Raw genomic sequence first — 25,175 nt, forward strand, 5'->3', positions numbered from 1 at the left:
GAAACTCGCGTAAAAACAGACCGCGTGCGCATGTGCCGCTGTCTAGCGAAGGCTCTCCAGCGCCGCGTTCAAGGTCGCGCTCGGACGCATGGCGGCCGAGGCTTTCGCGAAGTCGGGGCGATAATAGCCGCCGAGATCGACCGGGCGCCCCTGCGCCGCGGCGAGTTCGCCCACGATCTTCGCTTCGTTCTCAGTCAGCGTCTCCGCGATCGGAGCGAACAGCGCCTGCAATTCCGCGTCCTTCGTCTGCTCGGCCAGCGCCTGCGCCCAGTAAAGCGCGAGATAGAAGTGGCTGCCGCGATTGTCGATGCCGCCGATCTTGCGTGCGGGGCCCTTGTCGTTCTCAAGAACCTTCGCGGTTGCCTTATCGAGCGTCTCCGCCAGAACTTCCGCCTTCTCGTTCCTGTAGGTCTGGCCGAGATGTTCGAGCGAGACGCCGAGCGCGAGATATTCGCCGAGCGAATCCCAGCGCAGATAGCCATCTTCCTGGAACTGCTGGATATGGCGCGGAGCAGAGCCGCCGGCGCCCGTTTCGAACAGCCCGCCGCCATCCATCAGCGGCACGATGGAGAGCATCTTCGCGGACGTGCCGAGTTCGAGGATGGGGAACAGGTCGGTCAGATAGTCGCGCAGCACGTTGCCGGTGACGGAAATCGTGTCCTCGCCCCTGCGGATGCGCGCGAGCGTGAAGCGCATCGCGTCGTCGGGCGAGAGGATGCGGATGTCGAGCCCGCCGGTGTTGTGGTCCTTGAGATAGCGCTCGACCTTCGCGATGACCTGCGCGTCGTGCCCGCGCTTCGGATCGAGCCAGAAGATCGCCGGCGTGCCGGTCGCGCGGGCGCGATTGACGGCGAGCTTCACCCAGTCCTGAATAGGCGCATCCTTCACCTGACACATGCGGAAGATGTCGCCGTGCTGCACTTCCTGTTCGAGGAGGACGTTGCCATCCTCGTCGATGGCGCGCACCTTGCCGTGGCCTTCGGTGATTTCGAAAGTCTTGTCGTGGCTGCCATATTCCTCGGCCTGCTGCGCCATGAGGCCGATATTCGACACGCTGCCCATGGTCTTCGGATCGAACTGGCCGTGTTCCTTGCAGTCGTCGATCATCACCTGATAGATCGTCGCGTAACAGCGGTCGGGGATCATCGCGAGCGTATCGGCGGTCTTGCCTTCCGCGTCCCACATCTTGCCGCCTTCGCGGATCATCGCGGGCATGGAGGCGTCAACGATCACGTCGTTCGGCACATGCAGGTTGGTGATGCCCTTGTCGGAATTCACCATCGCAAGCTGCGGACGCTTCGCATAAACGGCCTTGATATCGGCTTCGATCTCGGCGCGCTTGTCTTCCGGGAGCTTGCCCAGCTTCGCGTAGAGATCGCCGAGGCCGTTGTTCGGATTGACGCCGATGTCCTTGAAGGTTTCGGCGTGCTTGTCGAACACGTCCTTGAAGTAGACCGAAACCGCATGGCCGAACATGATCGGGTCCGACACCTTCATCATCGTGGCCTTGAGGTGCAGCGACAGCAGCACGCCCTCCGCCTTCGCCGCCTCGATGGCGTCCGCGTAGAAGGCGCGCAATGCGTCTCGGCTGATGAAGGCGGCGTCGACGATCTCGCCCGCCTTGTAGCGCACTTTCTGCTTCAGGACATGTGTGTGGCCATCCTCACCGAAGAACTCGATCATGAAGCTGCCATCGGTCGGCAGGGTGATGGACTTTTCGCTGCCGTAGAAGTCGCCGCCCGCCATATGCGCAACGTTCGTCTTCGAACTGGCCTTCCACGCCCCCATCTTGTGCGGATGGTTCTTCGCGTATTGCTTCACCGATGGAGCGGAGCGGCGATCAGAATTGCCTTCGCGCAGAACGGGGTTCACGGCCGAGCCGAGCACCTTCGCATAGCGCGCCTTGATTTCTCTCTCCGCCTCGGTCTTCGGCTCCTCGGGATAATCGGGCAGATCGTAACCTTGTGCCTGAAGCTCCTTGATCGCCGCCTTGAGCTGCGGGAGCGAGGCCGAGATGTTCGGCAGCTTGATGATGTTCGCTTCCGGCTTTTTCGCGAGAGCGCCGAGTTCGGCGAGCGCGTCGGGCTGGCGCTGCGCGGGCGTCAGGTTCTCGGGGAACGTCGCGATGATGCGGCCCGCGAGCGAAATGTCCTTCTCGACGACCGAAACACCGGCTGTTTTCGTGAACGCCTGGACGATGGGCAGGAGCGAATAGCTCGCAAGCGCCGGGGATTCATCGGTCCTGGTCCAGACGATCGTCGGTGCTTCGTTGGTCATGCTGTCAACCTCAGTCAATGGTTCCGGCCAAGCTTAGCCGCTCCGCAGCCGAATATCACGAGACAACCCGTGGGGCCGAGACGGAAAGCCGAAAAATCATCTCGCCGCATGAACGTTTCCAAAGACGATGGCGGTTCGCCGCCATTCCGCTTGTGGCATTCTGTAGCGCGGGCACTCATCTGGGATGGTAATGAATCGCCGCGTTCCGACCGAATGTAGCATGATGTTGTCGCCCGCGACGACGTGAAATCGCGCAAGAAAGCTTCGCCCCGCGGCGCGCATTCTTGGCCTCAAGCGTGCGGTCACGAAAGACAAATGCTTGTGAGGCTCGCAATTGCACCCTGTCAGCCGATATGATAGGTTACATGTAACCGGACCATAGACATGCCGCTATCTCCAAAGCCTAGGTCGTCTCGCATCAAGGTGCGCGAACATCGCGCGCGACTGCGGGCGCTCGGCCTCAGACCGATACAGATCTGGGTTCCGGATACAAGGACGCCCACCTTCAAGAGAGAAGCTCACCGCCAGTCGGCGGTTGTTGCGCGAAGCGGCAGCGCGGCTGACGACCAGGCTTTCATCGATTCAGTTTCCGACTGGCCGAACGAATGAGGCGCGGGGAAATCTGGACCGTGTCGGGCGGTAAGGATTACGCGGGCAAGCCCCGCCCCGCCGTCATCATTCAGGAAGACGCTTTCGACGCCACGGATTCAATAACGATCTGCGCCTTCACCTCCGACGAAACCGAAGCACCGTTGTTCCGGCTGCCGGTCGAGCCAGACAAGATGAACGGCCTCAGGCAGAGCTGCCGCCTCATGGTCGACAAGATTACGACGATTTCGAAATCGAAGCTTGGCGTGCGTATAGGACACCTCGCCGACGAGGACATTCTCCGTCTCAACCGCGCGATTCTGGTCTTTCTCGGCTTGACCGCTGCTCACAGGACAGCGCGCTCCGGTCATTGAACCGCGCGTCCCGCTTGCGACGTGTCGGGAATCCGACAAACCGCATCTTCGATCCGCTCTAGATTTGATATTTATCAAGCCATGCAGCCACTTGCCGCATTGGCACGGGCGTTGCTTCTGCCTTGAGCGAATGCAGGTTCAAGCAGAAAGGCTCCGCCGCATGATCTACCTTACGGAAGCCGCAGCAAACGCCGTTCGCACCGCCATCCAGGGCGCGAACACGCCGATCGAAGGGTTGCGCCTCGCCGTGGACGCAGGGGGATGCGCGGGCTTCAAATATCTGATGGGGCTCGTGGCCGATCCGAACCCCGACGACATCGTCGTTGAAGAGCGTGGCGTAAAACTCTTCGTGGATCGCGACAGCGTCGGGATGCTCGAAGGCACCACCGTCGATTTCGTGACCAGCGTGCAAAGCTCGGGCTTCACCTTCGACAATCCGAAGGCGACGTCGAGCTGTTCCTGCGGTAAATCGTTCGGCTGACAGAGGGAAAACAAACAATGTTCGAAGTCTTGGAACGCGCCGAAACCGTCGAGTGCGATGCCCCCGTGGAAACGGCCGAAGAAACGAAACTGCGCATCATCCGCGAAACCATCGAAGAACTGCGCCCGCACCTGAAGCGCGACGGCGGCGACTGCGAGCTTCTCGAAGTCTCGGGCAATTTCGTGAAAGTACGCATGACAGGCGCTTGCGTCGGCTGTCAGCTTGCGTCGGTCACCGTGCACGGCATCCAGGCCAAGATCATCGCGAAGCTTGGCTATCCGGTGCGGCTCATTCCCGCGATGGGTGCCCACTAAAACCGAAAGAAGGGACTTATGCATCCGGTCTATCTGGACAACAACGCCACCACCCGGCTCGATCCGGCTGTGCTGGCTGAGATGCTTCCCTTCTTTACCGAGCATTTCGGCAACGCGTCTTCCATCCACGGCTTCGGCAAGGAAGTGGGCGCGGCGATCAATCGGGCGCGCGAGCAGGTGCGCGCTCTGATCGGCGCTGCCCAAAGCCACGAGATCGTCTTCACCTCGGGCGGCACCGAATCGGACAATACGGCGCTTCTGTCAGCGCTCGAAACGCAGAGCGGCCGCAACGAGATCGTGACATCTGCCGTCGAGCATCCGGCGATCCTCGCGCTTGTGCAGCATCTCCAGCGCCATCGCGGCATCGTGGTGCACATGATCGGCGTCGACGGGAAGGGCCGTCTCGATATCGACGCCTATCGCGCCGCGCTCGGGCGGAAAACGGCCATAGCCTCGATCATGTGGGCGAACAACGAAACCGGTGCCATCTTCCCCGTAGCGGAGCTTGCGCGGCTCGCACACGAAGCGGGCGCGCTGTTTCACACGGACGCGGTTCAGGCCGCCGGACGCATCCCGATCGACGTGAAGGCCGCCGATGTCGATATGCTTTCACTGTCGTCGCACAAGTTTCACGGGCCGAAAGGGATCGGCGCGCTTTACGTGAAAAAGGGCGTGGCCTTCCATCAACTCATCCGCGGCGGCAAGCAGGAGCGTGGACGGCGCGCGGGGACCGAGAATGCGCCGGGCATCGTCGGGCTCGGCAAGGCTGCGGACCTCGCGCTGAAGCGTTTGCTGACCGGCGAAGGCGATCGCGTAAGGCAGCTTCGCGACAGCTTCGAGCGCGCGGCACTTGGTCGCATAGATGCGACGTTTATTGCGGGCGATACCGAGAATCGACTTCCGAACACGTCGAATATCGTGTTTGATCGCGCCGAGGGTGAAGTGATCCTTCTGGAACTCGATAAGGCTGGAATAGCAGCGTCGTCCGGTTCCGCTTGTGCTGCCGGCTCTACGGAGCCATCTCATGTCCTGCGGGCCATGAAGGTGCCTTACGCCGCCGCTTTGGGGGCGGTTCGCTTTTCGTTTTCGCATACCAGCGGGGCAGAGGACGTCGCTCGTGTTCTTGCAATATTGCCCGCGATAGTGGAAAAAGCGCGTGAAGCCTCAGGCTTTGCTGCGATGGACGAGACGGCGCAAGCAGGGCTTGGCGCCAGGTTTCGATAGGGGAGGGTGCGGTGTATCTGCCGGAAGAAGCGCGGGTTACGGACAGCAGGGACGCGACCTGCCGTATCGAAGCGAAACTTCGCGATGCGGGCCTGCGCCCCACGCGGCAGCGAATTGATCTCGCCAAGCTCCTGTTCAAGGAGAGAGATCGCCACGTGACAGCGGAGGAACTGCACGCGGAAGCCGTCGCCAACAAGATGGCGGTGTCGCTTGCCACCGTTTACAACACGCTGAAACAGCTCACCGAATGCGGGCTGCTGCGTGAAGTCGCGATCGAAGGGTCGAAGAACTATTTCCACACCAAGATTTCAGACCATCAGCACTTCTACTTCGAGGAGGAAGGCCGCCTCGTCGACCTTGAGCCCGACAACGAAGTGACCGTGACGGTTCCCAAGTTGCCGGAAGGCATGAAGGTCGCCCGTATAGACGTGCTGATCCGGCTCGTGAAGGCGCGCTAGTAGTCCGTTTCCGACATTTGCATCCGTTTGCAGCACGCTTGCGAGCAAATGTCGGGATCGAAAGGACCACGAGCATCATCATGAATTGAGTGGAGCTTTTTGAATTTGACATTTGAGCGAGAGCTCGCAGCCACTGGGACTCAAATGTCAAAACCGCTCCACTAGTCCTGACCGCGCGTCAGCATATCCACCAGCGCGGGCGGCAGGCGCAGCACGCGCCCGGTCATCGACAGCAGCACGCATTGCACTTCAAGTTCGAACACGCGCTCGCTTCCGCGCACGATGTGCTGCGTGAGCGAGATGGTCGCCTTGGTGAAGGAGCCGTAGGCCGTGTGCACCTCAAGCTCGTCGTCGATGCGGGCTGCGCGCAGGAATTCGGCCTTGAGACGGCGCACGGCGAACACCGACGGTTCGCCCGTCAGCGAGCCGTCCGCCAGCTTGTTGTGATGCACGCCGAGAAGGCGCAGGAAGTCGGAGCGGCCGCGCTCGCACCAGCGCAAGTAGCTCGCATGATAGGATGCGCCGGAAAAATCCGTGTCCTCGAAATAGACGCGCACCGGCAGCACGTGGCCGTCGGCCAGCACGCGGCCCGAAAGATCGGGCCAGGCCGAGCCCGGCGATGAAGCATCCGTCATGCGGCCCCCGCAACCGCGACCGCCGCGACCACGGCGCGTGCCGCTGCCCAAACGCTTCCCCGAAGTCCGTACACCGCCGTCTCCATCGCAGAACGGGCCTGCTCGCCCCCAATGGGCCACCTCCACAAAAAGTAAGGCGGGTCCATGGCAGAACCCGCCTTGCGACAAAATTTCGAGGAACCTGCTCAGGCCGCGCTTCGATTGATGCCACCCATGGCCATCTTGTTCAGGAGCGCATCCGTCTCCTTCTCTTCCTTCAGGGTCTGCTGGAGCAGCTTTGCCGCCTCGGGCATGCCAAGCTGCTCGGCCCACGCACACAAGGTTCCATATCGGGCGATCTCGTAATGCTCGACGGCCTGCGCAGCCGCGATCAGACCGGCGTCCATCACTTCTCCCGGTTCGGTCTCGCTCATGACTTCCTGGCCTTCTTCGACAAGCCCTTCGATTGCTTCGCAGGTCTTCCCGCGCGCGGACTTGTCGAGCATTTCGAACACCTGCTGCAGCCGCTCCACTTGCCCCTGCGTCTGGTCGAGGTGAAGCTGGAAGGCCTTCTTGAGTTCCGGCGTGGTGGCGTTTTTTGCCATCTTTGGGAGCGCTTTCAGGATCTGCTTTTCGCCGTGATAGATGTCCTGAAGCGTTGCGTAGAACAGTTCGTTCAGGTTTTTCGCCATCGGCATGACGGGATGTCCTTTTTCTAGGTGAATATTTCTCGGTTCCGGCTGCTGTTACGAAAAGAGAGGGCTATCAAGCCCCCTCTCCCGCCGATCATTGTCGTCTTTCGCCCATCATGCCGCTTCCTGAACCCTGGCGCTGGAAATTGGGCGCGTTGTTCAGGTCGTCCTTCGTCATGTTGATGGTGACGCGGTCTGGCGTGATGCCGCCGTTCTGCCGCAGATGGTTGTAATCCACCGCGACGTTTTTCTCGCCGAGGCCAAGGAAGCCCCCGACTCCGACCACGACCGCCGCGATGCGACCATCCTTGTCGATCACGAGATCATTCAGGTCGCCGATAGATTCACCATTGGAATTGTAGACACGCTTGTTCCAGAGATTGCCAACGAGCCACTGATCGGCACCTTGCGTCTGGCGGAAGCGCTCCGACGCGCCTGGCGCGCCCATGCCGCTTCGAATCGTATCGCGGACCTGGCCCTCTGTGCCCATCTGACTCTGATTTGTCTGTGCCATTCGGTCACGGCTGGCGCGGTTCGACTCTTCCGCGCGCATGGCGGCGGGATCTCCGGGGCCGCGCGTCCCGAGGCTGGACCCCGCATTGCCGGGGGGCGACGACTGCTGAACCTGCGGGGTTTGCTGAGCCTGAGCGGCGGTTGCAAGCAAGAGCACCGCAGCAGCCGCCGTGGTCATACACTTCATGGTCGTGTCCTCCGTTTGATGATGGTCCTTCTCAAACGCTCATTACGCCGTGAAGTTCCTGCCTGTGGAAAGGAACGGCGGTTTGCAGCCGAGTGTTCTACTGACCTGTCAAGCAATAGGAGGTAGAAAAATGAAGGGGGTTATGCTTTGGGCGATCGGAATCCCGATCCCGCTTATCATACTCGGCTATATCTTCGGATGGCTGTAAGCTTCTTGAGCGTGGCTTATGCTATCGAAGTGTCCAATTATATTCGCAGAACATCTGACACGCGTCGCTCGCGAGGGCCTCGAACGACGCGTGCCCGGACGGCTTTTTCGCTGTTAACGCGGGGCAATTTCGTTGCTAAGAAGCGTGCATGAACGTTCTTCTCATTGGCGGCGGTGGCCGCGAACATGCGCTGGCGTGGAAGCTCAGGCAGAGCCCGGCGCTCGGCACGCTTTATTGCTCGCCCGGCAACGCGGGGATCGCGCAAATCGCGGAGCAGGGGCCGACGAACCCTGACGATTTCGCGCAGGTCGCCGAATTCTGCCGTGAGGCGGCCATCGGCCTTGTGGTCGTCGGCCCGGAAGCGCCTTTGGTGGCGGGGCTCGCGGATTATCTCCGCGCCGCCGGATTACCGGTTTTCGGCCCGTCCGCAGCCGCCGCGCAGCTTGAGGCGTCGAAATCCTTCACCAAGGCCGTTTGCGACGAGCGCACCATTCCGACAGCCGCCTACGGCCATTTCGTGAGCCGCGAGGAAGCGATGGCGTATGCGCGCGCAAAGGGTGCGTCGCTCGTCGTGAAGGCGGACGGGCTTGCGGCCGGCAAGGGCGTGACCGTATGCGAGACGCTCGCCGAGGCCGAAGCCGCTATCGCGTCTTGTTTTGACGGCGCATTCGGCGAGGGCGGTTCGTCCGTCGTCATCGAGGAAAAACTTGTCGGCGAGGAAGCGAGCTTTTTCGCGATCTGCGACGGCACGCGCGCCGTGCCGTTCGGGAGCGGCAAGGACCACAAGCGCGCATTCGACGGCGACGAGGGTCCGAACACCGGCGGCATGGGCGTGATCTCGCCCGCGCCGCAGATGACGCCTGCGCTCGAAGAGCGCGTCATGCGCGAGATCGTGACCCCGACGCTCGAAGCGATGGCTGCGCACGGGACGCCGTTTCAGGGGGTGCTCTACGCCGGGCTGATGGTCACGGCGGATGGCCCAAAGCTCATCGAATACAATGTCCGCTTCGGCGATCCCGAATGTCAGGTGCTGATGCTTCGGCTGAAGTCCGATCTCCTGCCGTTGCTCCATGCCGCTGCGAAGGGCGATCTTTCCGGCGTGGCGCCGGAATGGAGCGACGACACGGCCGTCACCGTCGTGCTGGCCGCAAAAGGCTACCCCGGCGATTACGGGAAGGGCAGCGTCATTCGCGGGCTGGACGCGGCGGCCGCGCTTCCGGGCGTGACCGTGTTCCACGCCGGGACGAAGCGCGGGAACGATGGCAAGGTTCTCGCCAATGGCGGGCGCGTGCTCAATGTGAGTGCGGTAGGCCGCGATGTCGCGGAAGCGCGCGCTCGCGCCTATGCCGCCGTCGACGCCATCGATTGGCCGGAGGGGTTCTGCCGCCGGGACATCGCTTTGCGGTAGGATAAGGCGAAAGCCGGCATCATCGGACGGCATCGCCTCCGCCTGGGCTTTTCCGCCTGGAGGCTTTTCCGTCTGGCCCCGCCCACAGGCGGGAAGAGTTTTCCCCGCAAATGCCGCTGGATTGCCTTATATTCGTAAGCGACTTGAATCTCGATCCGCTTTCGCGGCCAATGGTTCCGCCGCCGGAGACGATTCGGCCATTACGGCCGTTTGCGGGAGAAGGGAGGGGCGAGGCTTATGACAAAACCGGGCTTCATCCACCTTCACGTTCATTCGGCCTATTCGCTGCTCGAAGGTGCGTTGCCGGTCAAGGCGCTCATCAAGGCCGCGGCCGCCGATAACCAGCCGGCGCTTGCGATCACCGACCGCAACAATCTTTTCGGCGCGCTCGAATTCTCCGAATACATGGCGGGGGAAGGCATCCAGCCGATCATCGGCTGCGCGCTGACGCTCGCCTTCCCCGCGCCCGCCGACGAGACGCCGCGCCCCGGTGCGCGCCCCGCCGCGAACACGGGCACTGTCGTTGTGCTCGCGAAGGACGCGGAGGGCTACGTCAACCTCATGCGTTTGTCCAGCCAGGCGTTTCTCGATTCCGGCGACGGCTCGAAGCCGCATGTCGAACTCGATTTTCTCGCGGAACACGCGCGCGGCCTCATCGCCCTGTCAGGCGGCCCCGACGGCCCGGCGGATCGCGCTTTCGCTGCCGGAAACACAGCCGTCGCGGAAGCGCGTCTTGCGGCGCTCGCGGAGTCGTTCGGCGACCGTTTCTATGTCGAAATCCAGCGCCACGGGCTCGCCCGCGAGCGCGCGGTGGAGCCGCAGCTCCTGCGCTGGGCCTATGATAATGGCGTGCCGCTCGTCGCCACCAATGAAGCCTATTTCCCGAAGCGCGCGGTTTTCGAGGCACACGACGCGCTGCTTTGCATTGCCGAGGGGCGCTACGTCGCCGAAGACGATCGCCGCCGCCTCTCGCCCGATCACTGGCTGAAGCCGCAAGCCGACATGGTGAAGCTGTTCGCGGACCTGCCCGAGGCGGTCGCGAACACCATCGAGATTGCGCAGCGCTGCGCCTTTCGCCCGCGCCCGAGAAAGCCGATCCTGCCGCAATTCGTGGTCGGCAGCGAGGACACGCACGAGGCAGAAGCCGCGGAGCTTCGCAAGCAGGCGCAGGAGGGGCTCGCGCGCCGCCTCGCCGTCATCCCGGAAAACCAGCGCGCGGCGAGCGTCGAGGATTACGAGAAGCGCCTCGAATTCGAACTCGACGTCATCACGCGCATGAAGTTTCCCGGCTACTTCCTGATCGTGTCCGACTTCATCAAATGGGCGAAGGCGCACGGCATCCCCGTTGGGCCGGGCCGCGGCTCGGGCGCGGGCTCGGTCGTCGCGTGGTCGCTCACCATCACCGATCTCGACCCGATCCGCTTCGGCCTCCTGTTCGAGCGCTTCCTCAACCCGGAACGCGTGTCGATGCCGGACTTCGACATCGACTTCTGCCAGGATCGCCGCGACGAGGTGATCCAGTATGTGCGCGGGAAATACGGAGCGAACCGCGTCGCGCAGATCATCACCTATGGAAAGCTTCAGGCGCGCGCGGTGCTTCGCGACGTGGGCCGCGTGCTGCAAATGCCCTACGGGCAGGTGGACCGGCTCTGCAAGCTCGTGCCGAACAACCCGGCAAACCCGGTCACGCTCGCGGAGGCCATCGAGGGCGAGCCGAAGCTTCAGGAAGCGCGAGACGGCGAGGAAATCGTCGCCCAGCTTCTCGACACCGCGCAGAAGCTCGAAGGGCTCTATCGCCACGCATCGACGCACGCGGCGGGCGTGGTGATCGGCGACCGCGACCTCGTGGAGCTTGTGCCGCTTTATCGCGATCCGAAGTCCGACATGCTCGTCACCCAGTTCAACATGAAGTGGGTGGAGCAGGCGGGGCTTGTGAAGTTCGACTTCCTCGGCCTGAAGACGCTGACCGTCCTGCAGAAGGCGTGCGCGCTGCTGGAGAAGGCGGGCAGACCCATCGACCTCGGCCATCTGCCGCTCGACGACCGGCCGACCTATGAAATGCTGGCGAAAGGCGATACGGGCGGCGTGTTCCAGCTCGAAAGTACGGGAATGCGGGAGGCACTGCGCAAGCTGAAGCCCGACCGCTTCGGCGACATCATCGCCATGGTGGCGCTCTACCGCCCCGGCCCGATGGACAACATCGAGACCTACGTCAACCGCAAGCACGGCATCGAGGTGCCGGACTATCTGCATCCGCTCGCGCAGCCCATCCTCGAAGAGACCTACGGCGTCATCATCTATCAGGAACAGGTGATGCAGCTCGCGCAGGTGCTGTCGGGCTACAGCCTTGGCGAAGCCGACCTGCTCCGCCGCGCCATGGGCAAGAAGATCAAGGCGGAGATGGACGCGCAGGGCGCGCGCTTCGTGAAGGGCGCGCTGGAGAAGGACATTCCCGAGGCCCGCGCACGCTACATCTTCGAGCTTGTGGCGAAGTTCGCGGGCTACGGCTTCAACAAGAGCCATGCCGCCGCTTATGCGCTGATCGCCTATCAGACGGCTTACCTGAAGGCGAACCACCCGCAGGAGTTCATCGCCGCGTCGATGACGCTCGACATGGCGAACACGGACAAGCTCTACGGCTTCACGCGCGAGGCCCGGCAAAACGGTCTTGCGATCCTGCCGCCCTCGGTCAACAGGTCGGCGGTCGAGTTCGAACCCGAGGGCGACGGCGCCATTCGCTACGCTCTCGCCGCCCTCAAGAATATGGGGCACGCAGCCGCAGCGCACATCGTGGAGGAGCGCGGCGACAAGCCATTTCTCGATCTCGCCGACTTCATGCTCCGCATCAACCCGAAGTCGGTGAACAAGCGCGCCATCGAGACGCTGAACGCGGCGGGCGCTTTTTCGGACATGGAGCCGAACCGCGCGAAGGTGGCGAAGAACCTCGACCGGCTCGTGGAGTTTGGCGCAAAGGCCGCCGAGGATCGCGCGCGCGGGCAGGTGGACATGTTCGGCGGCGGGATCGCGGGCGGCCCCGCGCCGCGCCTCGACCTCGCGGACGCGCCCGAATGGAGCCTCGTCGAAAAGCTCGAAAACGAGCTTGGCGCGGCGGGCTTCTACCTCTCCGGCCACCCGCTCGACGATTTCACCGACCAGCTCGCCCGCATGAACGTGCTGAAATGGAGCGATTTCTCGGCGCGCGTGCAGGCGCATGGCCGCGCGGAGTCGCGGCTTGCGGCAACCGTCACCTATCGGCAGGACCGCAAGGCCAAGTCCGGCAACCGCTTCGCGTTTGCGGGCTTCTCCGATCCGACCGGCCAATTCGAAGCCGTCATTTTCTCCGACACGCTGAATGTGGCGGGCGACAAGCTCGAAGCGGGCAAGAACGTGCTCGTCCATGTGGAGGGCGAGGCCGACGGCGAGGCGATCAAGGTGCGCGTGCAGGCCGTGCAGGCGCTTGACGACGTGCTCGGCAAGACCACGAAGCAGCTTTCCATCACCGCCACGGAGCGCCTGCAGGTGGCCGAACTCGTGAAGCATCTCGGCCGCGAGGGCGGCATCCAGGTGAACCTCGTGGTGCAGATCCCCGAGGCGCAAAAGGCCGTGGAGTTCAAGCTCGGCGACAATTTCTCGATTTCCGCGCGCCAGCTCGCCACGCTGAAGACGCTGCCGGGCGTGTTGCAGGTGGGGTAACGGGGGCGCCAAGCCGCGTCGCATCAACCCCGCTCTTGCAAATCGCGCCGTCGCCCCCTATACAAAGCGCATCTCGCACGCGGGGATCATGTCAGGGCCGTTCAAGCGGCCCTTTTTGGCATTCCGGTGATGGCATCGCCATCCACACGCCCCGCGGAGGCTCAACCGGACGAAGGACATACCATGACGCTTCCCCAATTCACGATGCGCCAGCTCCTCGAAGCTGGCGTGCATTTCGGCCACCAGACGCACCGCTGGAACCCGAAAATGTCGGACTACCTGTTCGGCACGCGCAACAAGATCCACATCATCGACCTGTCGAAGACCGTGCCGCTGCTGCATCAGGCAGTCGTCGCGGCGAGCGACGTGGTGGCCCAGGGCGGGCGTATCCTGTTCGTCGGCACGAAGCGGCAGGCGTCGGACGCCGTCGCGGACGCGGCGAAGCGCAGCGCGCAATATTACGTCAATCACCGCTGGCTCGGCGGCATGCTGACCAACTGGAAGACGATCACGAATTCGATCAAGCGGCTTCGCTATCTCGACGATCTCGTGTCGGGCGAAGGTCAGGGCTTCACCAAGAAGGAGCTTCTGAACCTCACGCGCGAGCGCGACAGGCTTGAGCAGGAACTCGGCGGCATCAAGGACATGGGCGGCGTGCCCGATCTTCTGTTCGTCATCGACACGAACAAGGAATCGATCGCGATCCAGGAAGCGAAGAAGCTCAAGATCCCGGTCATCGCGGTGATCGACTCGAACTCGAACCCGGACGGCGTCACCTATCCGATCCCGGGCAACGACGACGCGGGCCGCGCCATCACGCTGTATTGCGATCTGATTTCGCGCGCGGCGATCGACGGCATCGAGCGCGCTCAGGGCGTGTCGGGCATCGACATCGGCGAAGCAGAAGACGTCGCCGAAGTGGCGCTTGACGAAGTGCCCGCGACGAACGGCAAGAACGGCGCGCATGCGACCGTCGCCAAGAAGGAAGACGACGCGGAAACCACGCTTGAAGGTCTGGCCGAGCCGCAGGGTGAGAAGGACGACCTCAAGAAGGTGCGCGGCATCACCAAGGCGCACGAGAAGAAGCTCAACGAGCGCGGCATCTTCCATTTCTGGCAGGTTGCGGCGTTCACGCAGGACAATCTGGACGAGATCGACCGCCTGCTGCATGGCAACGGCCAGATCGCGAAGGGCGATTGGGTCGATCAGGCGCGCGAACTGACGAGCTAGGACATTAAGCCGGAGCGCGCGCGAGCGCGCTCCGGCTCAACGAAACGAGGTAGAGAATGGCTGCGATTACTGCCGCATTGGTGAAGGATCTTCGCGAGAAGACCGGCGCGGGTATGATGGACTGCAAGACGGCGCTTTCGGAATCGAACGGCGACATGGAAGCAGCCGTCGATTGGCTTCGCGCGAAAGGTCTGTCCAAGGCCGCGAAGAAGGCGGACCGTGTGGCTGCCGAGGGTCTGATCGGCGTGGCGTCCGACGCAAAGTCCGGCGCCCTGGTCGAAGTCAACTCCGAAACCGACTTCGTGGCCCGCAATCCCGAGTTCCAGAAGGTCGTGGCCGAAGTGGGCAAGCTCGCGCTCAAGGCCGGCGGCGATGTCGAGAAGCTCGCCGCTGCCATCTATCCGGGCAAGACGGCTTCCGTCACAGACCATCTCAAGGAACTCGTGGCCACCATCGGCGAGAACATCTCGCTGCGCCGCACGGCTGCGTTGTCGGTGAACGATGGCGTGGTTGCGACCTACGTCCACAATCAGGCGGCTCCGGGCCTCGGCAAGATCGGCGTGCTCGTCGCGCTCGAATCGACGGGCAACGCGGAGAAGCTCGCCGAGATCGGCCGTCAGATCGCGATGCATGTCGCGGCGACGAACCCGCTCGCGCTGAAGGATGAGGAAGTCGATCCGGAAGTGGTGGAGCGCGAGCGCGCGATCTTCACCGAGCAGGCGAGGGAAAGCGGCAAGCCCGAGAAGGTCATCGCGCAGATGATCGAAGGACGCATCCGCAAGTTCTATCAGGAGGTCGTTCTCCTGAAGCAGGCTTTCGTGATCAATCCCGACCTCACCGTTGAGAAGGCGGTGAAGGAAGCCGAGAAGGAAGCGGGAGCGCCGATCACGGTTGCGGGCTTCGTTCGCTTCGAACTCGGCGAGGGCATCGTCACCGAGAAGGGCGACTTCGCGGCGGAAGTGGCGGCGGCCGCTGCAAACCAATAACGGCAGACCGATATGGCGGGCGGCAACTCTGCCGTCCGTACTTCCCGCAGCCTCAAGGAAAAGCCCATGGCGCACCTTCCTTTCACCCGCCCGCTCATCAAGATTTCGGGCGAGGCGCTTATGGGCGGCGGACATTACGGCATCGACCCGCAGGCGCTCGACGCTATTGCGCGCGATATCGCCGAGGTGGCCAAGAGCGGCAAGCGCATCGCGCTCGTCGTCGGCGGCGGAAATATCTATCGCGGCCTCGCGGGCTCCGCGAAAGGCATCGACCGCGTGAAGGCCGACTTCATGGGCATGCTCGCCACGGTCATGAACGGCGTCGCTTTGCAGCAGACGCTGGTGCGCATCGGGCAGCCCGCCACGATCTACTCCGGGCTTCCGGTGCCAACGATCTGCGCGACCTTTTCACGCGATGAGGCGCTCGCCGATCTTGAGGCGGGCAAGGTCGTTGTGCTCGCGGGCGGCACTGGAAATCCGTATTTCACGACCGACACGACGGCAGCGCTTCGCGCCGCCGAACTCGATTGCGATTCGCTGCTCAAGGCGACGCAGGTGGACGGCATCTATTCCGCCGATCCGAAGAAAGACCCGCATGCCGAACGCTACGACCGGCTGACCTTTTCGGACGTCTTGGCCCGGGATCTCAAGGTGATGGACGCAGCGGCGATCGCGCTTGCCCGCGACAACGCGATTCCCGTCGTGGTATTCTCGCTTCACGAACAAGGCGCAATCGGCAAGGTAATGCGCGGTGAGGCCCTTTGCAGCGTTGTCGGAACCGACGCGGACGCATAAATCAGGGCCTAAAGAAACACAGCCTCAAGACTCGAAGGGGATGGAAATGGCTACCGGCAATTTCGACATCAAGGAAATCGAGAAGCGCATGAAGAGCTCGGTCGCTTCGCTGAAAAGCGAATTCGGCGGCCTTCGTACGGGGCGCGCGAGCACGACGCTGCTCGATCCGATCATGGTTCAGACGTCTTACGGCGCAAAGATGCCCATCCAGCAGGTGGCTGCGGTCAACGCGCCGGAACCGCGCCTCATCACGGTGCAGGTATGGGACAAGAGCAACCTTCACGGTGTGGAGAAGGCAATCCGCGAGTCGAACCTCGGCCTCAATCCCGTCGTCGACGGGCTGACGCTGCGCCTCCCGATCCCGGAGCTGAACCAGGAGCGCCGCCAGGAGCTCGTGAAGATCGCGAAGAAGTATGCCGAGACGACACGCGTTGCCGTGCGCAACGTCCGCAAGGATGGCATGGACCAGATCAAGAAGCTCGAAAAAGACGGCAAGATCAGCGAAGACGAGAGCGGCAAGTCTTCCGCCAAGGTGCAGGATCTGACCGACAAGACCATCAAGGAAATCGATGCATTGCTCGCCACCAAAGAGCAGGAAATCTTGCAGGTTTGAGGTTCGTCGATTCAGCCCGGCGCAGGTTCCGGCGCGTAACCTCCGGTGCCCGTCGACGGAGCCTGAAGCGCAAGAGCCTGTCGGGTTTAGCGGCAAATTGCCTCGGTAATCATGGGTGCTCGAAGTGAGATTGCGTGAACAGGCTCTGACCGACGGAAACGAGCGCCCGTCTCCGAAGCATATCGCCATCATCATGGATGGAAACGGCCGGTGGGCGGCTCAGCGCGGTCTGCCGCGTTCCGAGGGGCATCGCCGAGGGGTGGAAAGCACGCGCGAATGCGTGCGCGCGGCTGCCGAACTCGGGATTTCCTATCTGACGCTGTTCAGCTTTTCGTCGGAGAACTGGAAGCGCCCGCCGCTGGAAGTGACCTACCTCATGGGGCTTCTGCGCCGGTTCATCCGCCGCGATCTCGCGGAAATCCACCAGAACAACATCAAGATACGCGTCATCGGCTCGGAGGAAGGTGTGCCGCCCGACCTCTACGCCATGTTCCGCGACGCAATGGCGCTGACATCCGGCAACACCGGGATGGAACTCATCATCGCCTTCAATTACGGCGCGCGCGATGAGATCGTGCGTGCGGCGAAGCGTCTCGCGGAGCAGGCCAAGGCCGGCGAAATCGACCCCGCCGATATCACGCAGGAGATGTTAGCCAAACAGTTCGATACCGCCGGAATCCCCGATCCCGATCTCCTGATCCGGACGAGCGGCGAACAGCGGATTTCAAACTTTCTCCTGTGGCAGTGTGCCTACTCCGAGTTTTTATTCGTTGATAATTTCTGGCCGGACTTTACAAGACAGACGTTAGAAAGCGCGATCGCGTCTTACCAGCAGCGTGAACGCCGTTTCGGCGGCCTTGCAGGATAGCGCCCTCGCGCACCTCGCAGCCGCCAGAACGGGCGAAGGATGATGGTCAAACCTCTCAGTTCAGAGCTGGTTCTCAGAATCAATTCGGCCTTGGTCATGGTCGTCCTGACCTTGGCGTTGACCTACGCCGGGACAACGACGTTTGCAGGGTTGATCCTCTTCGCGGCGACGTTGATGAGCTGGGAATGGGGCCGCGTCGTGCGCGGGTCCAACATCGATCGCATCTTCGTCATTCAGTCGGTAGCCATCATCGCCGCCGGCTACGCGACGCTGATCGGGGAGCGGGTGCTGGCCATAGCCATCATCGTTGCGGCAACCTGGATCGTTTTTCGCGTTCACAAGAACAGCGAACTCACGAGCGATCCCTGGTGGTCCGCGGCCGGTGTCTATTACGCGGGTTTTCCCGCCATCGCGCTCATCGCGATCCGGCAGGATCCGGATTACGGATTCCACGCCATCATCTATCTGTTTCTGGTCGTCTGGTCCGCGGATACGGGCGCCTTCTTCGTCGGCAGGTTTTTCGGCGGTCCGAAACTTGCGCCCAGTATCTCGCCCAACAAGACGTGGTCGGGCTTCATCGGCGGCGCTGTGACGGCCGGCGTTGCGGGCGTCCTCTTCGCGCTCTGGTTCGAGCATACATCCGTCGAGATCATGGCCGGGCTCAGCGTGGTGCTCGCGATCATCTCGATGGGCGGCGATCTCGGCGAGTCGTTCATCAAACGCGCCTTCGGCGTAAAGAATTCGAGCGGGTTGATCCCCGGGCATGGCGGCGTTCTCGACCGCCTGGACGGTCTTGTTTTCGCGGCGATGGGCGCTGGCCTTATCGCTGCGGCGGCCGATCCGTTGAAGCCGGGACGCGCGCTGTTGATCTGGTGAGGCATCAATGACCAAGAACGGGCAGGCACACAAATCGAATGGAGCGGGCGTCAGAAAGCGCGTCAGCGTGCTGGGCGCAACCGGCACCATCGGCGACAGCACCTGCGACCTCCTCGCGCAGAACCCCGACCAGTTCGAAGTCGTGGCGCTTTCGGCGAACCGCAACGCGAAGAAGCTGGCGAGCCTCGCCGTGCAGTTCAAGGCGAAGTTCGCGGCGATCGCCGATGAGAGCGCAGGCGCGGAACTGCGCGACCTGCTTGCCGGAACGGGGATCGAATGCGGCGCTGGCAAGTCGGCTGTGGTCGACGCTGGGGCGCGCGACGCCGATGTCGTCATGGCTTCCATCGTGGGCTATGCGGGCCTCGCGCCCACGCTGGCCGCTTTGAAACAAGGCAGGACGGTAGCGCTCGCCAACAAGGAATGTCTCGTCTGCGCCGGTGCCTACTTCATGAACGAGCGCGAGCGTTACGGGACAACGCTGCTTCCGGTCGATTCGGAACATTCGGCCGTATTTCAGTCGCTCGACGAACAGGATGGCCGCCACGTCGAAAAGATCGTGCTCACGGCTTCCGGCGGCCCGTTCCGCACCTGGACGAAGGAGCAGATCGCGGCGGCGCGCGTCGAGGATGCGCTGAAGCATCCGAACTGGACGATGGGACAGAAAATCACCATCGACAGCGCCACGCTCATGAACAAGGGGCTCGAAATCATCGAGGCGTTCCACCTTTTCAAGGTGCGCGCCGACCAGCTCGATGCCGTCGTGCATCCGCAGTCGATCATCCACGCGCTCGTCTACTACACCGATGGCTCCGTGATCGCGCAGGCGAGCCTGCCGGACATGCGCACGCCCATCGCGCTGAGCCTTGCCTGGCCGCAGCGGCTCAAGGCGGAGACCATCAAGCGGCTCGACCTCGCCGAAGCTGCCACGCTCACCTTCGAGAAGCCGGACGAAACACGCTTTCCGGCGCTTCGCCTCGCAAAAGAAGTGCTGAAGTCGGGCGGCAACACGCCGACCGTTCTCAATGCAGCCAATGAGGTGGCGGTGGAAGCCTTCCTCAACCGCCAGATTTCCTTCCCCGGCATCGCCGAGGCCGTCGAGCGCACGCTCGACAAGGCGGCATCCGCGCTTGCGGGCGTGCTGCCGGATAGTCTCGACGCCGTCACCCATATCGATGAGCGTGCCCGCGATATCGCCCGGTCGGCGCTCGGCGCCGTTCGCCCCGCCGTCACCGCCACGGAAGCGGCGGCTCCGCATATTTAAGCCGTCCATCGAGCACCTTATATGCCTTCTGTTCAAGCTGCAGGTCGCGGCAAGTTCCGGAAGCGATAAGGCAGCTCACGCGTCGTTTTTCGCCTCCTCGCTGTAAGGGCCCCTATGATTCTCTCGGATTTATCCTCGGCGTTCGGGCAGTTCTTCCTCTGGACGGTGCCGTTCCTTCTCGTGCTCGGCGTCGTTGTGATCATTCACGAACTGGGGCACTTTCTCGCGGCGCGGGCGCTCGGCGTGAAGGTGGAGACCTTCTCGGTCGGCTTCGGCCCCGAGATTGCGGGCTTCGTCGATAGAAGCGGGATTCGCTGGCGGCTCGCCTGGGTTCCGCTCGGCGGATATGTGAAGTTCAAGGGCGATGAAAACGCGTCGAGCGTCGCCTCGGCCGAAGATATCGCGAAGCTGACGCCGGAAGAGCGCAAGGGCAACTTCCACACCGCAGACCTCTGGCGGCGCACGCTCATTGTGCTCGCCGGACCCTTTGCGAATTTCGCGCTCGGCATCGCGATTTTCGCCGGTCTCGCGCTCGCGAACGGCATCAGCTACCAGGAAGCGCGAATCGTTTGCGTCGAGCCGAACACGCCTGCCGCGAAGGCGGGCCTCGAAGCAGGGGACAAGATCCTTTCGATCGGCGGACGCCCGGTGAAAAGTTTCGAGGATTTCAGCTATTACGTGAAGCTGAATGCAAGGTCGCCGCTCGACATAGAGGTGGAGCGCGGGGGCCGCGTCATGGCCCTTACAGCGATACCCGAGCTTACCGAAAACGACTGCGTCGGGCGGCTCGGCGTGTTGGGAGGATCGCGGCGCGAGGACTCCCGAGTCGAAAGTGTCGGCCTCGCGCAGTCGGTGGGCATCGGCGTGGAGCGCACATGGCGCATCATCGAGGGCCCGTTCCAGTTTTTTGGACAGCTTTTTAAGGGCAACGCCTGCGCGAGCACGCTCGGTGGTCCGGTGAAGATCGCGGAGGTCGCGAAAACCTTTGCCTCAGACAGCTTCGTCAATCTTATCCCGTTGATTGCGTTCATTTCCATCAGCGTCGGACTATTCAACCTGTTCCCGATCCCCGTGCTGGATGGCGGCCACCTTTTGTTCTATGGCGCGGAAGCCATACTCGGGCGCCCATTGAGCCAGAGGGCCCAGGAAATCGGTTTTCAATTTGGATTCACTTTGCTTATCATGTTAATGATTTTCGTGACGTGGAATAACATAGCCGACATCACACGCGGCCCAACGCCTGCACCGCAGGTGGAAAGCGTGTGCCGTCGTTAGCGTCTTCTTAAGGGAGTGGTGGGTCTGGCCGTTATGATGCCGGGGGGCAACAGACGGTTCGTAAACAGACTGATTGGTGGGGGACAAGCCACCGTGGCGTCACAAATTGCTAGTCTCTGGCAAATTGAACTGCTGTGGTGGGGATCCGGCGTAATAGGGGCAACAAAACAGATGCTTCGCTCGAGCATAATCCGTGGGGTCTGCATGACCCTCGTACTACTCGCGGCCGCGATGACGGTGACCGTCACGGCCGGCGCGATCTATTCAACGGAAGTGTTCGCCCAGGGAGGTGGCGTCGTCCGCGACATAAAGGTCGTGGGCAATCGCCGCATCGAGCCGGAAACCGTCAAGTCCTACCTGACCTTCACGGCGGGCCAGCGCTATGACGCTTACAAGGCCGACGAAAGCCTGCGCGCACTTTTTGCTACAGGTCTTTTTCAGGACGTCCGGATCACCCCTCAGGGGAGCTCGGTTGTTATCGCGGTTGTCGAAAACCCGCTGATCAATCGCGTCGCCTTCGAGGGTAACACCGAAGTCAAGAGCGACACGCTCACAGGCGAGGTGCAGCTCAAGGCCCGCACCATGTATACGCGGGCCAAGGTGCAGGCGGACGTTCAGCGCATTCTCGACGTCTATCGTCGTCAGGGCTATTACGCGACCCAGGTCGATGCGCAGATCATCGAACTCGACAACAACCGCATAGACCTCGTCTTCGAAATTCGCGAAGGGCCGGAGACGAAGGTCGTCGGCATCAACTTCATCGGCAATCAGTCGTTCTCCGACACGGAGCTTCGCGGCGTCATCACGACGACCGAGTCGAGCTTCCTCGACTTCCTGAAGCCGACTTCCGTGTATGATCCCGATCGCTTCAATCTCGATCGCGAGCTTCTGCGCCGCTACTACCTCAAGAACGGTTATGCCGATTTCCGTGTCGTCTCGGCCGTGGCTGACGTGGACCAGGAGGGGAAAGGCTTCTTCCTGACGTTCACCATCGACGAGGGGCAGCAATATTTCTTCGGCGGCGTGGACGTCGAATCCACACTCCCCGCTTTCGCCGTCGACACGGTTCGCGGCAATCTCCTGACCAAGCCGGGCGACGTTTATAACGCCGAGCTCGTGGACCGCACCGCCGAGCGTTTGACGGTCGCCGTCGCAGAGCAGGGATTCGCCTTCGGTCAGGTTCGCCCCCGTATCGACCGCGATCCGGTCAACCGCACCATCACCGTGACCTACGTGGTGGAGCAGGGTCCGCGCGTCTACATCGAGCGCATCAACGTCGTCGGCAACTACCGCACCGAAGATTACGTCATCCGGCGTGAGTTCCGCGTGGCTGAGGGCGACGCCTACAACAAGATCATGGTCGATCAGGCTCGCCAGCGTCTCCTCTCCCTTGGGTTCTTCAAGGATGTGAAGGTCAACCGCGAGCCGGGTTCCGCGCCGGATCGTGTGGTGCTGACGGTCGCGGTCGAAGAACAGTCCACCGGCGAGCTTTCCTTCGCGGCTGGTTACTCCTCGGCTGAAGGTATCCTCGGCGAGGTGTCCTATACCGAGCGCAACCTTCTCGGCACGGGGCAATATCTCCAGATCAAGGTCACGGGCAGCCAGGTCAGCGGCGGCGCGGAAGTGAGCTGGACGGAACCGCGCTTCCTTGATCGGAACCTCTCGTTCGGTCTCGACGCATTCGCGCGCAACTCGGACTACACCTCGTCCTCCTATACGGACGCGGGCTACGCGGATCTCAAGATCGGCGGCAGCGTGCGGTTCGGCTTCGCGCTCGTCGACAGCCTGTGGCTCAACACGAACTACACGCTCATGTCGGATGAAGTTTACGATGTGTCGGATGGCTCGTCGCTCGCCGTGAAGCAGATCGAAGGAACCTCGGTGATCTCGTCGGTCGGTTACTCGCTGATCTACGACACCCGCAACAACCGCAAGAACCCCTCGCGAGGCTTCTACTTCTCCTTCGCGCAGGATGTTGCCGGTGTGGGTGGCGACGTGAACTACATCCGCTCCGTCGCAGAGGGTCGTGGCTACTATCCGATCACAAAGCAGATCACCTTCGTCGGTCGCGCCATCGGCGGTAATATTACCGGCTGGGACGATCAGAACGTCCGCATCGTGGACAGCTTCTTCAAGGGTGGCGAGACGATCCGCGGCTTTGCGACGGCTGGTCTCGGTCCGCGTGATAAATATACCGACGACCCGGTCGGCGGTAAGAACTTCTGGGCGGCCACGGCCGAAGTCCGCTTCCCGCTGCCCTTCATTCCGGACGACCTCGGCTTCGGCGGTGCGGTGTTCGCGGATGCGGGCTCGGTCTGGGGGACGGATGCTGGCAAATTTGCTCAGTCCTATATCGCCAACCATCCGGGCAGTGCAGGCTCCTACACCGGGACCTTCGACTCCAACGATATCCGGGCATCGGTCGGCGCCTCGATCCTTTGGAACTCGCCGGTCGGTCCGCTTCGCGCAGACTTCGCCTACGCGCTCGCCAAGGCAAGCTACGACGAAACGCAGGTCTTCCGTTTCGGTGCGGCAACCAAGTTCTGATCGCGTCTTTCGGCCTCGCGCCTTGGACTTTACGATCGCCTTCAACGATGCTAAGCGGGCACATGCTCGCTTAGCATTTTAATTTTTTGGGCCAGGTTCATCATGGATCATCCGGGCTTCTGGGCTCCCGCCGGGCCATACACTCTCTCCGAACTCGTTGCCCATGCGGACGCGACGATTCCGGAAGCGTTCCTTTCGCGCGGCGCACTCAAGATCGTCGCGATCAGGACGCTCGACGAAGCCGGTCCCGACGACGTTTCATTCTTCGACAACCGGAAATATCTCGCGGCGCTCAAGGTCACCAAGGCTGCGGCCGTTTTCGTCTCGCGCGAGTCGGTCGCCAAGCTGCCCGACGGCGTCGTGCCGCTCGTTGCGCGCGATCCCTATCGCGCGTTCGCCCGCGCGCTCGAATTGTTCTTTCCCGACGCCGGAACCCCGAAAGTGGCTCCGGGCCCGTCGCTCGTCGACGAAACGGCACAGATCGAGGACGGCGCGATCGTCGAGCCCGGCGCGGTGATCGGCGCGGGAGCCTCGATTGGCCGGGGAACGCGCATCGCAGCGGGCGCGGTGATCGGCTACCGCGTCGCAATCGGCCGCGACGGCTTCATCGGCCCCGGTGCCTCGATCACGCACGCACTCATCGGCAATCGTGTCATCATTCATGCGGGCGTGCGCGTCGGTCAGGACGGCTTCGGCTTCGCCATGGGTCCCGGCGGCCATTACAAGGTGCGCCAGGTGGGCCGCGTCATCATCCAGGACGACGTGGAGATCGGCGCGAACAGCACCATTGATCGAGGCGCGCTGAGGGATACGATCATCGGCGAGGGAACGAAGATCGACAATCTCGTTCAGATCGCCCATAACGTCGTCATCGGGCGGCATTGCGTGATCGCCGCTCAGACCGGTATTTCCGGCAGCACCGTCCTCGAAGATTTCGTGGCGATGGGCGGCCAGTGTGGAACCGTCGGTCACATCAGGATCGGAGCAGCTGCCCAGATCGGCGCGCAGAGCGGCGTCGCGTCCGATATCCCTCGCGGCGAACGATGGGGAGGCTACCCGGCCAAACCCATCGTGGCATGGGCGCGTGAAGTGGCGCTCCTGAAGCGTCTTGCAAAGCGCAAAGGCGCCGATACCCCGGGCGACACCAACGATTAGAAGTCATGAGCATGACCAACACATCCGAACCTCAACTGGAAAGCGAAACCCGGCAAGAACGCAGGGAACTCGGGACGGCCGATATCACCCGCATCCTCCAGCTCCTGCCGCATCGCTATCCGTTCCTTCTCGTCGACCGCATCATCGAGATGGACGGCGATCGGTCAGCGATCGGCATCAAGAACGTGACGATCAATGAGCCGTTCTTTCAGGGGCATTTCCCGAATTTCCCGGTGATGCCCGGCGTGCTTCTGATCGAGGGCATGGCGCAGACGGCAGGGGCGCTTTGCATGGCGAGCCTGTCCGGCTTCGAGCCGCAACTCGTCTACTTCATGTCGATCGACGGTGCGCGCTTTCGCCGGCCGGTGCTCCCGGGCGATCAGGTCCATTTCCACATGACGAAGAAGCGTAACCGCGGGCGCGTCTGGCGGTTCGACGGCGAGGCGCGTGTGAACGGGCAACTCGTGGCCGAAGCCGAGATCAGCGCCATGATCGTCGATCCAAACGAGAAGAAGGGCGCTCAGAACGCGTAAGTTTT

23 protein-coding genes are annotated in these 25,175 nt (G+C 62.5%); 19 read left to right on the plus strand and 4 right to left on the minus strand.

Annotated features, from left to right (window positions below; translation table 11 throughout):
- Positions 1-42: 42 nt before the first annotated feature.
- Complete coding sequence (locus QM659_RS05890) at positions 43-2,277, minus strand: NADP-dependent isocitrate dehydrogenase (protein WP_415187717.1); 2,235 nt, start codon at positions 2,275-2,277, stop codon at positions 43-45.
- 384 nt (positions 2,278-2,661) lie between these two features.
- Between QM659_RS05890 and QM659_RS05895 the strand changes: the two genes are divergently transcribed.
- The 6 genes from QM659_RS05895 (at position 2,662) to irrA (ending at position 5,716) form a co-directional block, all read left to right on the plus strand.
- On the plus strand, positions 2,662-2,886 hold the full coding sequence (locus tag QM659_RS05895; protein ID WP_127077017.1) for an antitoxin MazE family protein: 225 nt from the start codon (positions 2,662-2,664) through the stop codon (positions 2,884-2,886).
- Positions 2,883-3,239, plus strand: coding sequence for a type II toxin-antitoxin system PemK/MazF family toxin (locus QM659_RS05900; protein ID WP_415187718.1), 357 nt, complete (start codon positions 2,883-2,885; stop codon positions 3,237-3,239). The genes QM659_RS05895 and QM659_RS05900 overlap by 4 nt, the downstream gene beginning before the upstream one ends.
- 160 nt (positions 3,240-3,399) lie before the next feature.
- On the plus strand, positions 3,400-3,720 hold the full coding sequence (locus tag QM659_RS05905; RefSeq protein WP_127077015.1) for a HesB/IscA family protein: 321 nt from the start codon (positions 3,400-3,402) through the stop codon (positions 3,718-3,720).
- 17 nt (positions 3,721-3,737) lie between these two features.
- Positions 3,738-4,034 (plus strand): NifU family protein, encoded by a 297-nt coding sequence (locus QM659_RS05910; RefSeq protein WP_127077014.1) that lies wholly within the window; start codon positions 3,738-3,740, stop codon positions 4,032-4,034.
- 18 nt (positions 4,035-4,052) lie between these two features.
- A complete protein-coding gene (nifS, locus tag QM659_RS05915) occupies positions 4,053-5,258 on the plus strand; it encodes a cysteine desulfurase NifS (protein ID WP_415187719.1) in 1,206 nt (401 codons plus the stop codon).
- Positions 5,259-5,269: 11 nt separating this feature from the next.
- Positions 5,270-5,716, plus strand: a complete 447-nt coding sequence (gene irrA, locus QM659_RS05920; RefSeq protein WP_415187720.1) for an iron response transcriptional regulator IrrA — start codon at positions 5,270-5,272, stop codon at positions 5,714-5,716.
- A 161-nt stretch (positions 5,717-5,877) separates the two neighbouring features.
- Here the strand turns inward: irrA and QM659_RS05925 are convergent, their stop codons facing one another.
- The 3 genes from QM659_RS05925 to QM659_RS05935 all read right to left on the minus strand — a co-directional run bounded on the left by QM659_RS05925 (position 5,878) and on the right by QM659_RS05935 (position 7,722).
- On the minus strand, positions 5,878-6,351 hold the full coding sequence (locus tag QM659_RS05925) for a YbgC/FadM family acyl-CoA thioesterase (RefSeq protein ID WP_415187721.1): 474 nt from the start codon (positions 6,349-6,351) through the stop codon (positions 5,878-5,880).
- 185 nt (positions 6,352-6,536) lie between these two features.
- Positions 6,537-7,028, minus strand: coding sequence for a ferritin-like domain-containing protein (locus tag QM659_RS05930; protein WP_127077010.1), 492 nt, complete (start codon positions 7,026-7,028; stop codon positions 6,537-6,539).
- Between the two features lie 88 nt (positions 7,029-7,116).
- The gene (locus tag QM659_RS05935) at positions 7,117-7,722 is read right to left on the minus strand and encodes a PRC-barrel domain-containing protein (protein ID WP_415187722.1); all 606 of its coding nucleotides are present in this window, start codon (positions 7,720-7,722) and stop codon (positions 7,117-7,119) included.
- 356 nt (positions 7,723-8,078) lie between these two features.
- On the opposite strand from QM659_RS05935, the gene purD reads away from it, so the two are divergent.
- The 13 genes from purD (at position 8,079) to fabZ (ending at position 25,170) form a co-directional block, all read left to right on the plus strand.
- Positions 8,079-9,338 carry a phosphoribosylamine--glycine ligase gene (gene purD / locus QM659_RS05940; protein WP_415187723.1) on the plus strand — a complete coding sequence of 420 codons (1,260 nt, stop codon included), beginning with the start codon at positions 8,079-8,081 and terminating at the stop codon, positions 9,336-9,338.
- Between the two features lie 237 nt (positions 9,339-9,575).
- Entirely contained in the window at positions 9,576-13,031 is a 3,456-nt protein-coding gene (gene dnaE / locus QM659_RS05945; protein WP_415187724.1) for a DNA polymerase III subunit alpha, read from the plus strand.
- 183 nt (positions 13,032-13,214) lie between these two features.
- On the plus strand, positions 13,215-14,261 hold the full coding sequence (locus tag QM659_RS05950; RefSeq protein WP_127077007.1) for a 30S ribosomal protein S2: 1,047 nt from the start codon (positions 13,215-13,217) through the stop codon (positions 14,259-14,261).
- Between the two features lie 56 nt (positions 14,262-14,317).
- Positions 14,318-15,247 carry a translation elongation factor Ts gene (gene tsf, locus QM659_RS05955; RefSeq protein ID WP_415187725.1) on the plus strand — a complete coding sequence of 310 codons (930 nt, stop codon included), beginning with the start codon at positions 14,318-14,320 and terminating at the stop codon, positions 15,245-15,247.
- Positions 15,248-15,313: 66 nt separating this feature from the next.
- Positions 15,314-16,042: a UMP kinase gene (gene pyrH / locus QM659_RS05960; protein ID WP_415187726.1), complete on the plus strand. Its 729-nt coding sequence runs from the start codon at positions 15,314-15,316 to the stop codon at positions 16,040-16,042.
- A 46-nt stretch (positions 16,043-16,088) separates the two neighbouring features.
- Positions 16,089-16,655, plus strand: coding sequence for a ribosome recycling factor (frr, locus tag QM659_RS05965; RefSeq protein WP_127077004.1), 567 nt, complete (start codon positions 16,089-16,091; stop codon positions 16,653-16,655).
- A 145-nt stretch (positions 16,656-16,800) separates the two neighbouring features.
- Positions 16,801-17,523, plus strand: a complete 723-nt coding sequence (locus tag QM659_RS05970; protein ID WP_415187758.1) for an isoprenyl transferase — start codon at positions 16,801-16,803, stop codon at positions 17,521-17,523.
- A 42-nt stretch (positions 17,524-17,565) separates the two neighbouring features.
- Positions 17,566-18,399, plus strand: a complete 834-nt coding sequence (locus QM659_RS05975; protein WP_415187759.1) for a phosphatidate cytidylyltransferase — start codon at positions 17,566-17,568, stop codon at positions 18,397-18,399.
- A 7-nt stretch (positions 18,400-18,406) separates the two neighbouring features.
- Positions 18,407-19,660, plus strand: a complete 1,254-nt coding sequence (gene dxr, locus QM659_RS05980; protein ID WP_303484223.1) for a 1-deoxy-D-xylulose-5-phosphate reductoisomerase — start codon at positions 18,407-18,409, stop codon at positions 19,658-19,660.
- Between the two features lie 114 nt (positions 19,661-19,774).
- The gene (gene rseP, locus QM659_RS05985) at positions 19,775-20,935 is read left to right on the plus strand and encodes an RIP metalloprotease RseP (RefSeq protein ID WP_303484225.1); all 1,161 of its coding nucleotides are present in this window, start codon (positions 19,775-19,777) and stop codon (positions 20,933-20,935) included.
- Positions 20,936-21,139: 204 nt separating this feature from the next.
- Positions 21,140-23,482, plus strand: a complete 2,343-nt coding sequence (bamA, locus tag QM659_RS05990) for an outer membrane protein assembly factor BamA (RefSeq protein WP_415187727.1) — start codon at positions 21,140-21,142, stop codon at positions 23,480-23,482.
- Positions 23,483-23,584: 102 nt separating this feature from the next.
- A complete protein-coding gene (gene lpxD, locus QM659_RS05995; RefSeq protein WP_415187728.1) occupies positions 23,585-24,637 on the plus strand; it encodes a UDP-3-O-(3-hydroxymyristoyl)glucosamine N-acyltransferase in 1,053 nt (350 codons plus the stop codon).
- 11 nt (positions 24,638-24,648) lie between these two features.
- The gene (gene fabZ / locus QM659_RS06000) at positions 24,649-25,170 is read left to right on the plus strand and encodes a 3-hydroxyacyl-ACP dehydratase FabZ (RefSeq protein WP_303484230.1); all 522 of its coding nucleotides are present in this window, start codon (positions 24,649-24,651) and stop codon (positions 25,168-25,170) included.
- The last annotated feature ends 5 nt before the right edge of the window (positions 25,171-25,175 follow it).

The organism is Rhodomicrobium sp., from assembly GCF_047605405.1.
GTDB lineage: Bacteria > Pseudomonadota > Alphaproteobacteria > Rhizobiales > Rhodomicrobiaceae > Rhodomicrobium > Rhodomicrobium lacus.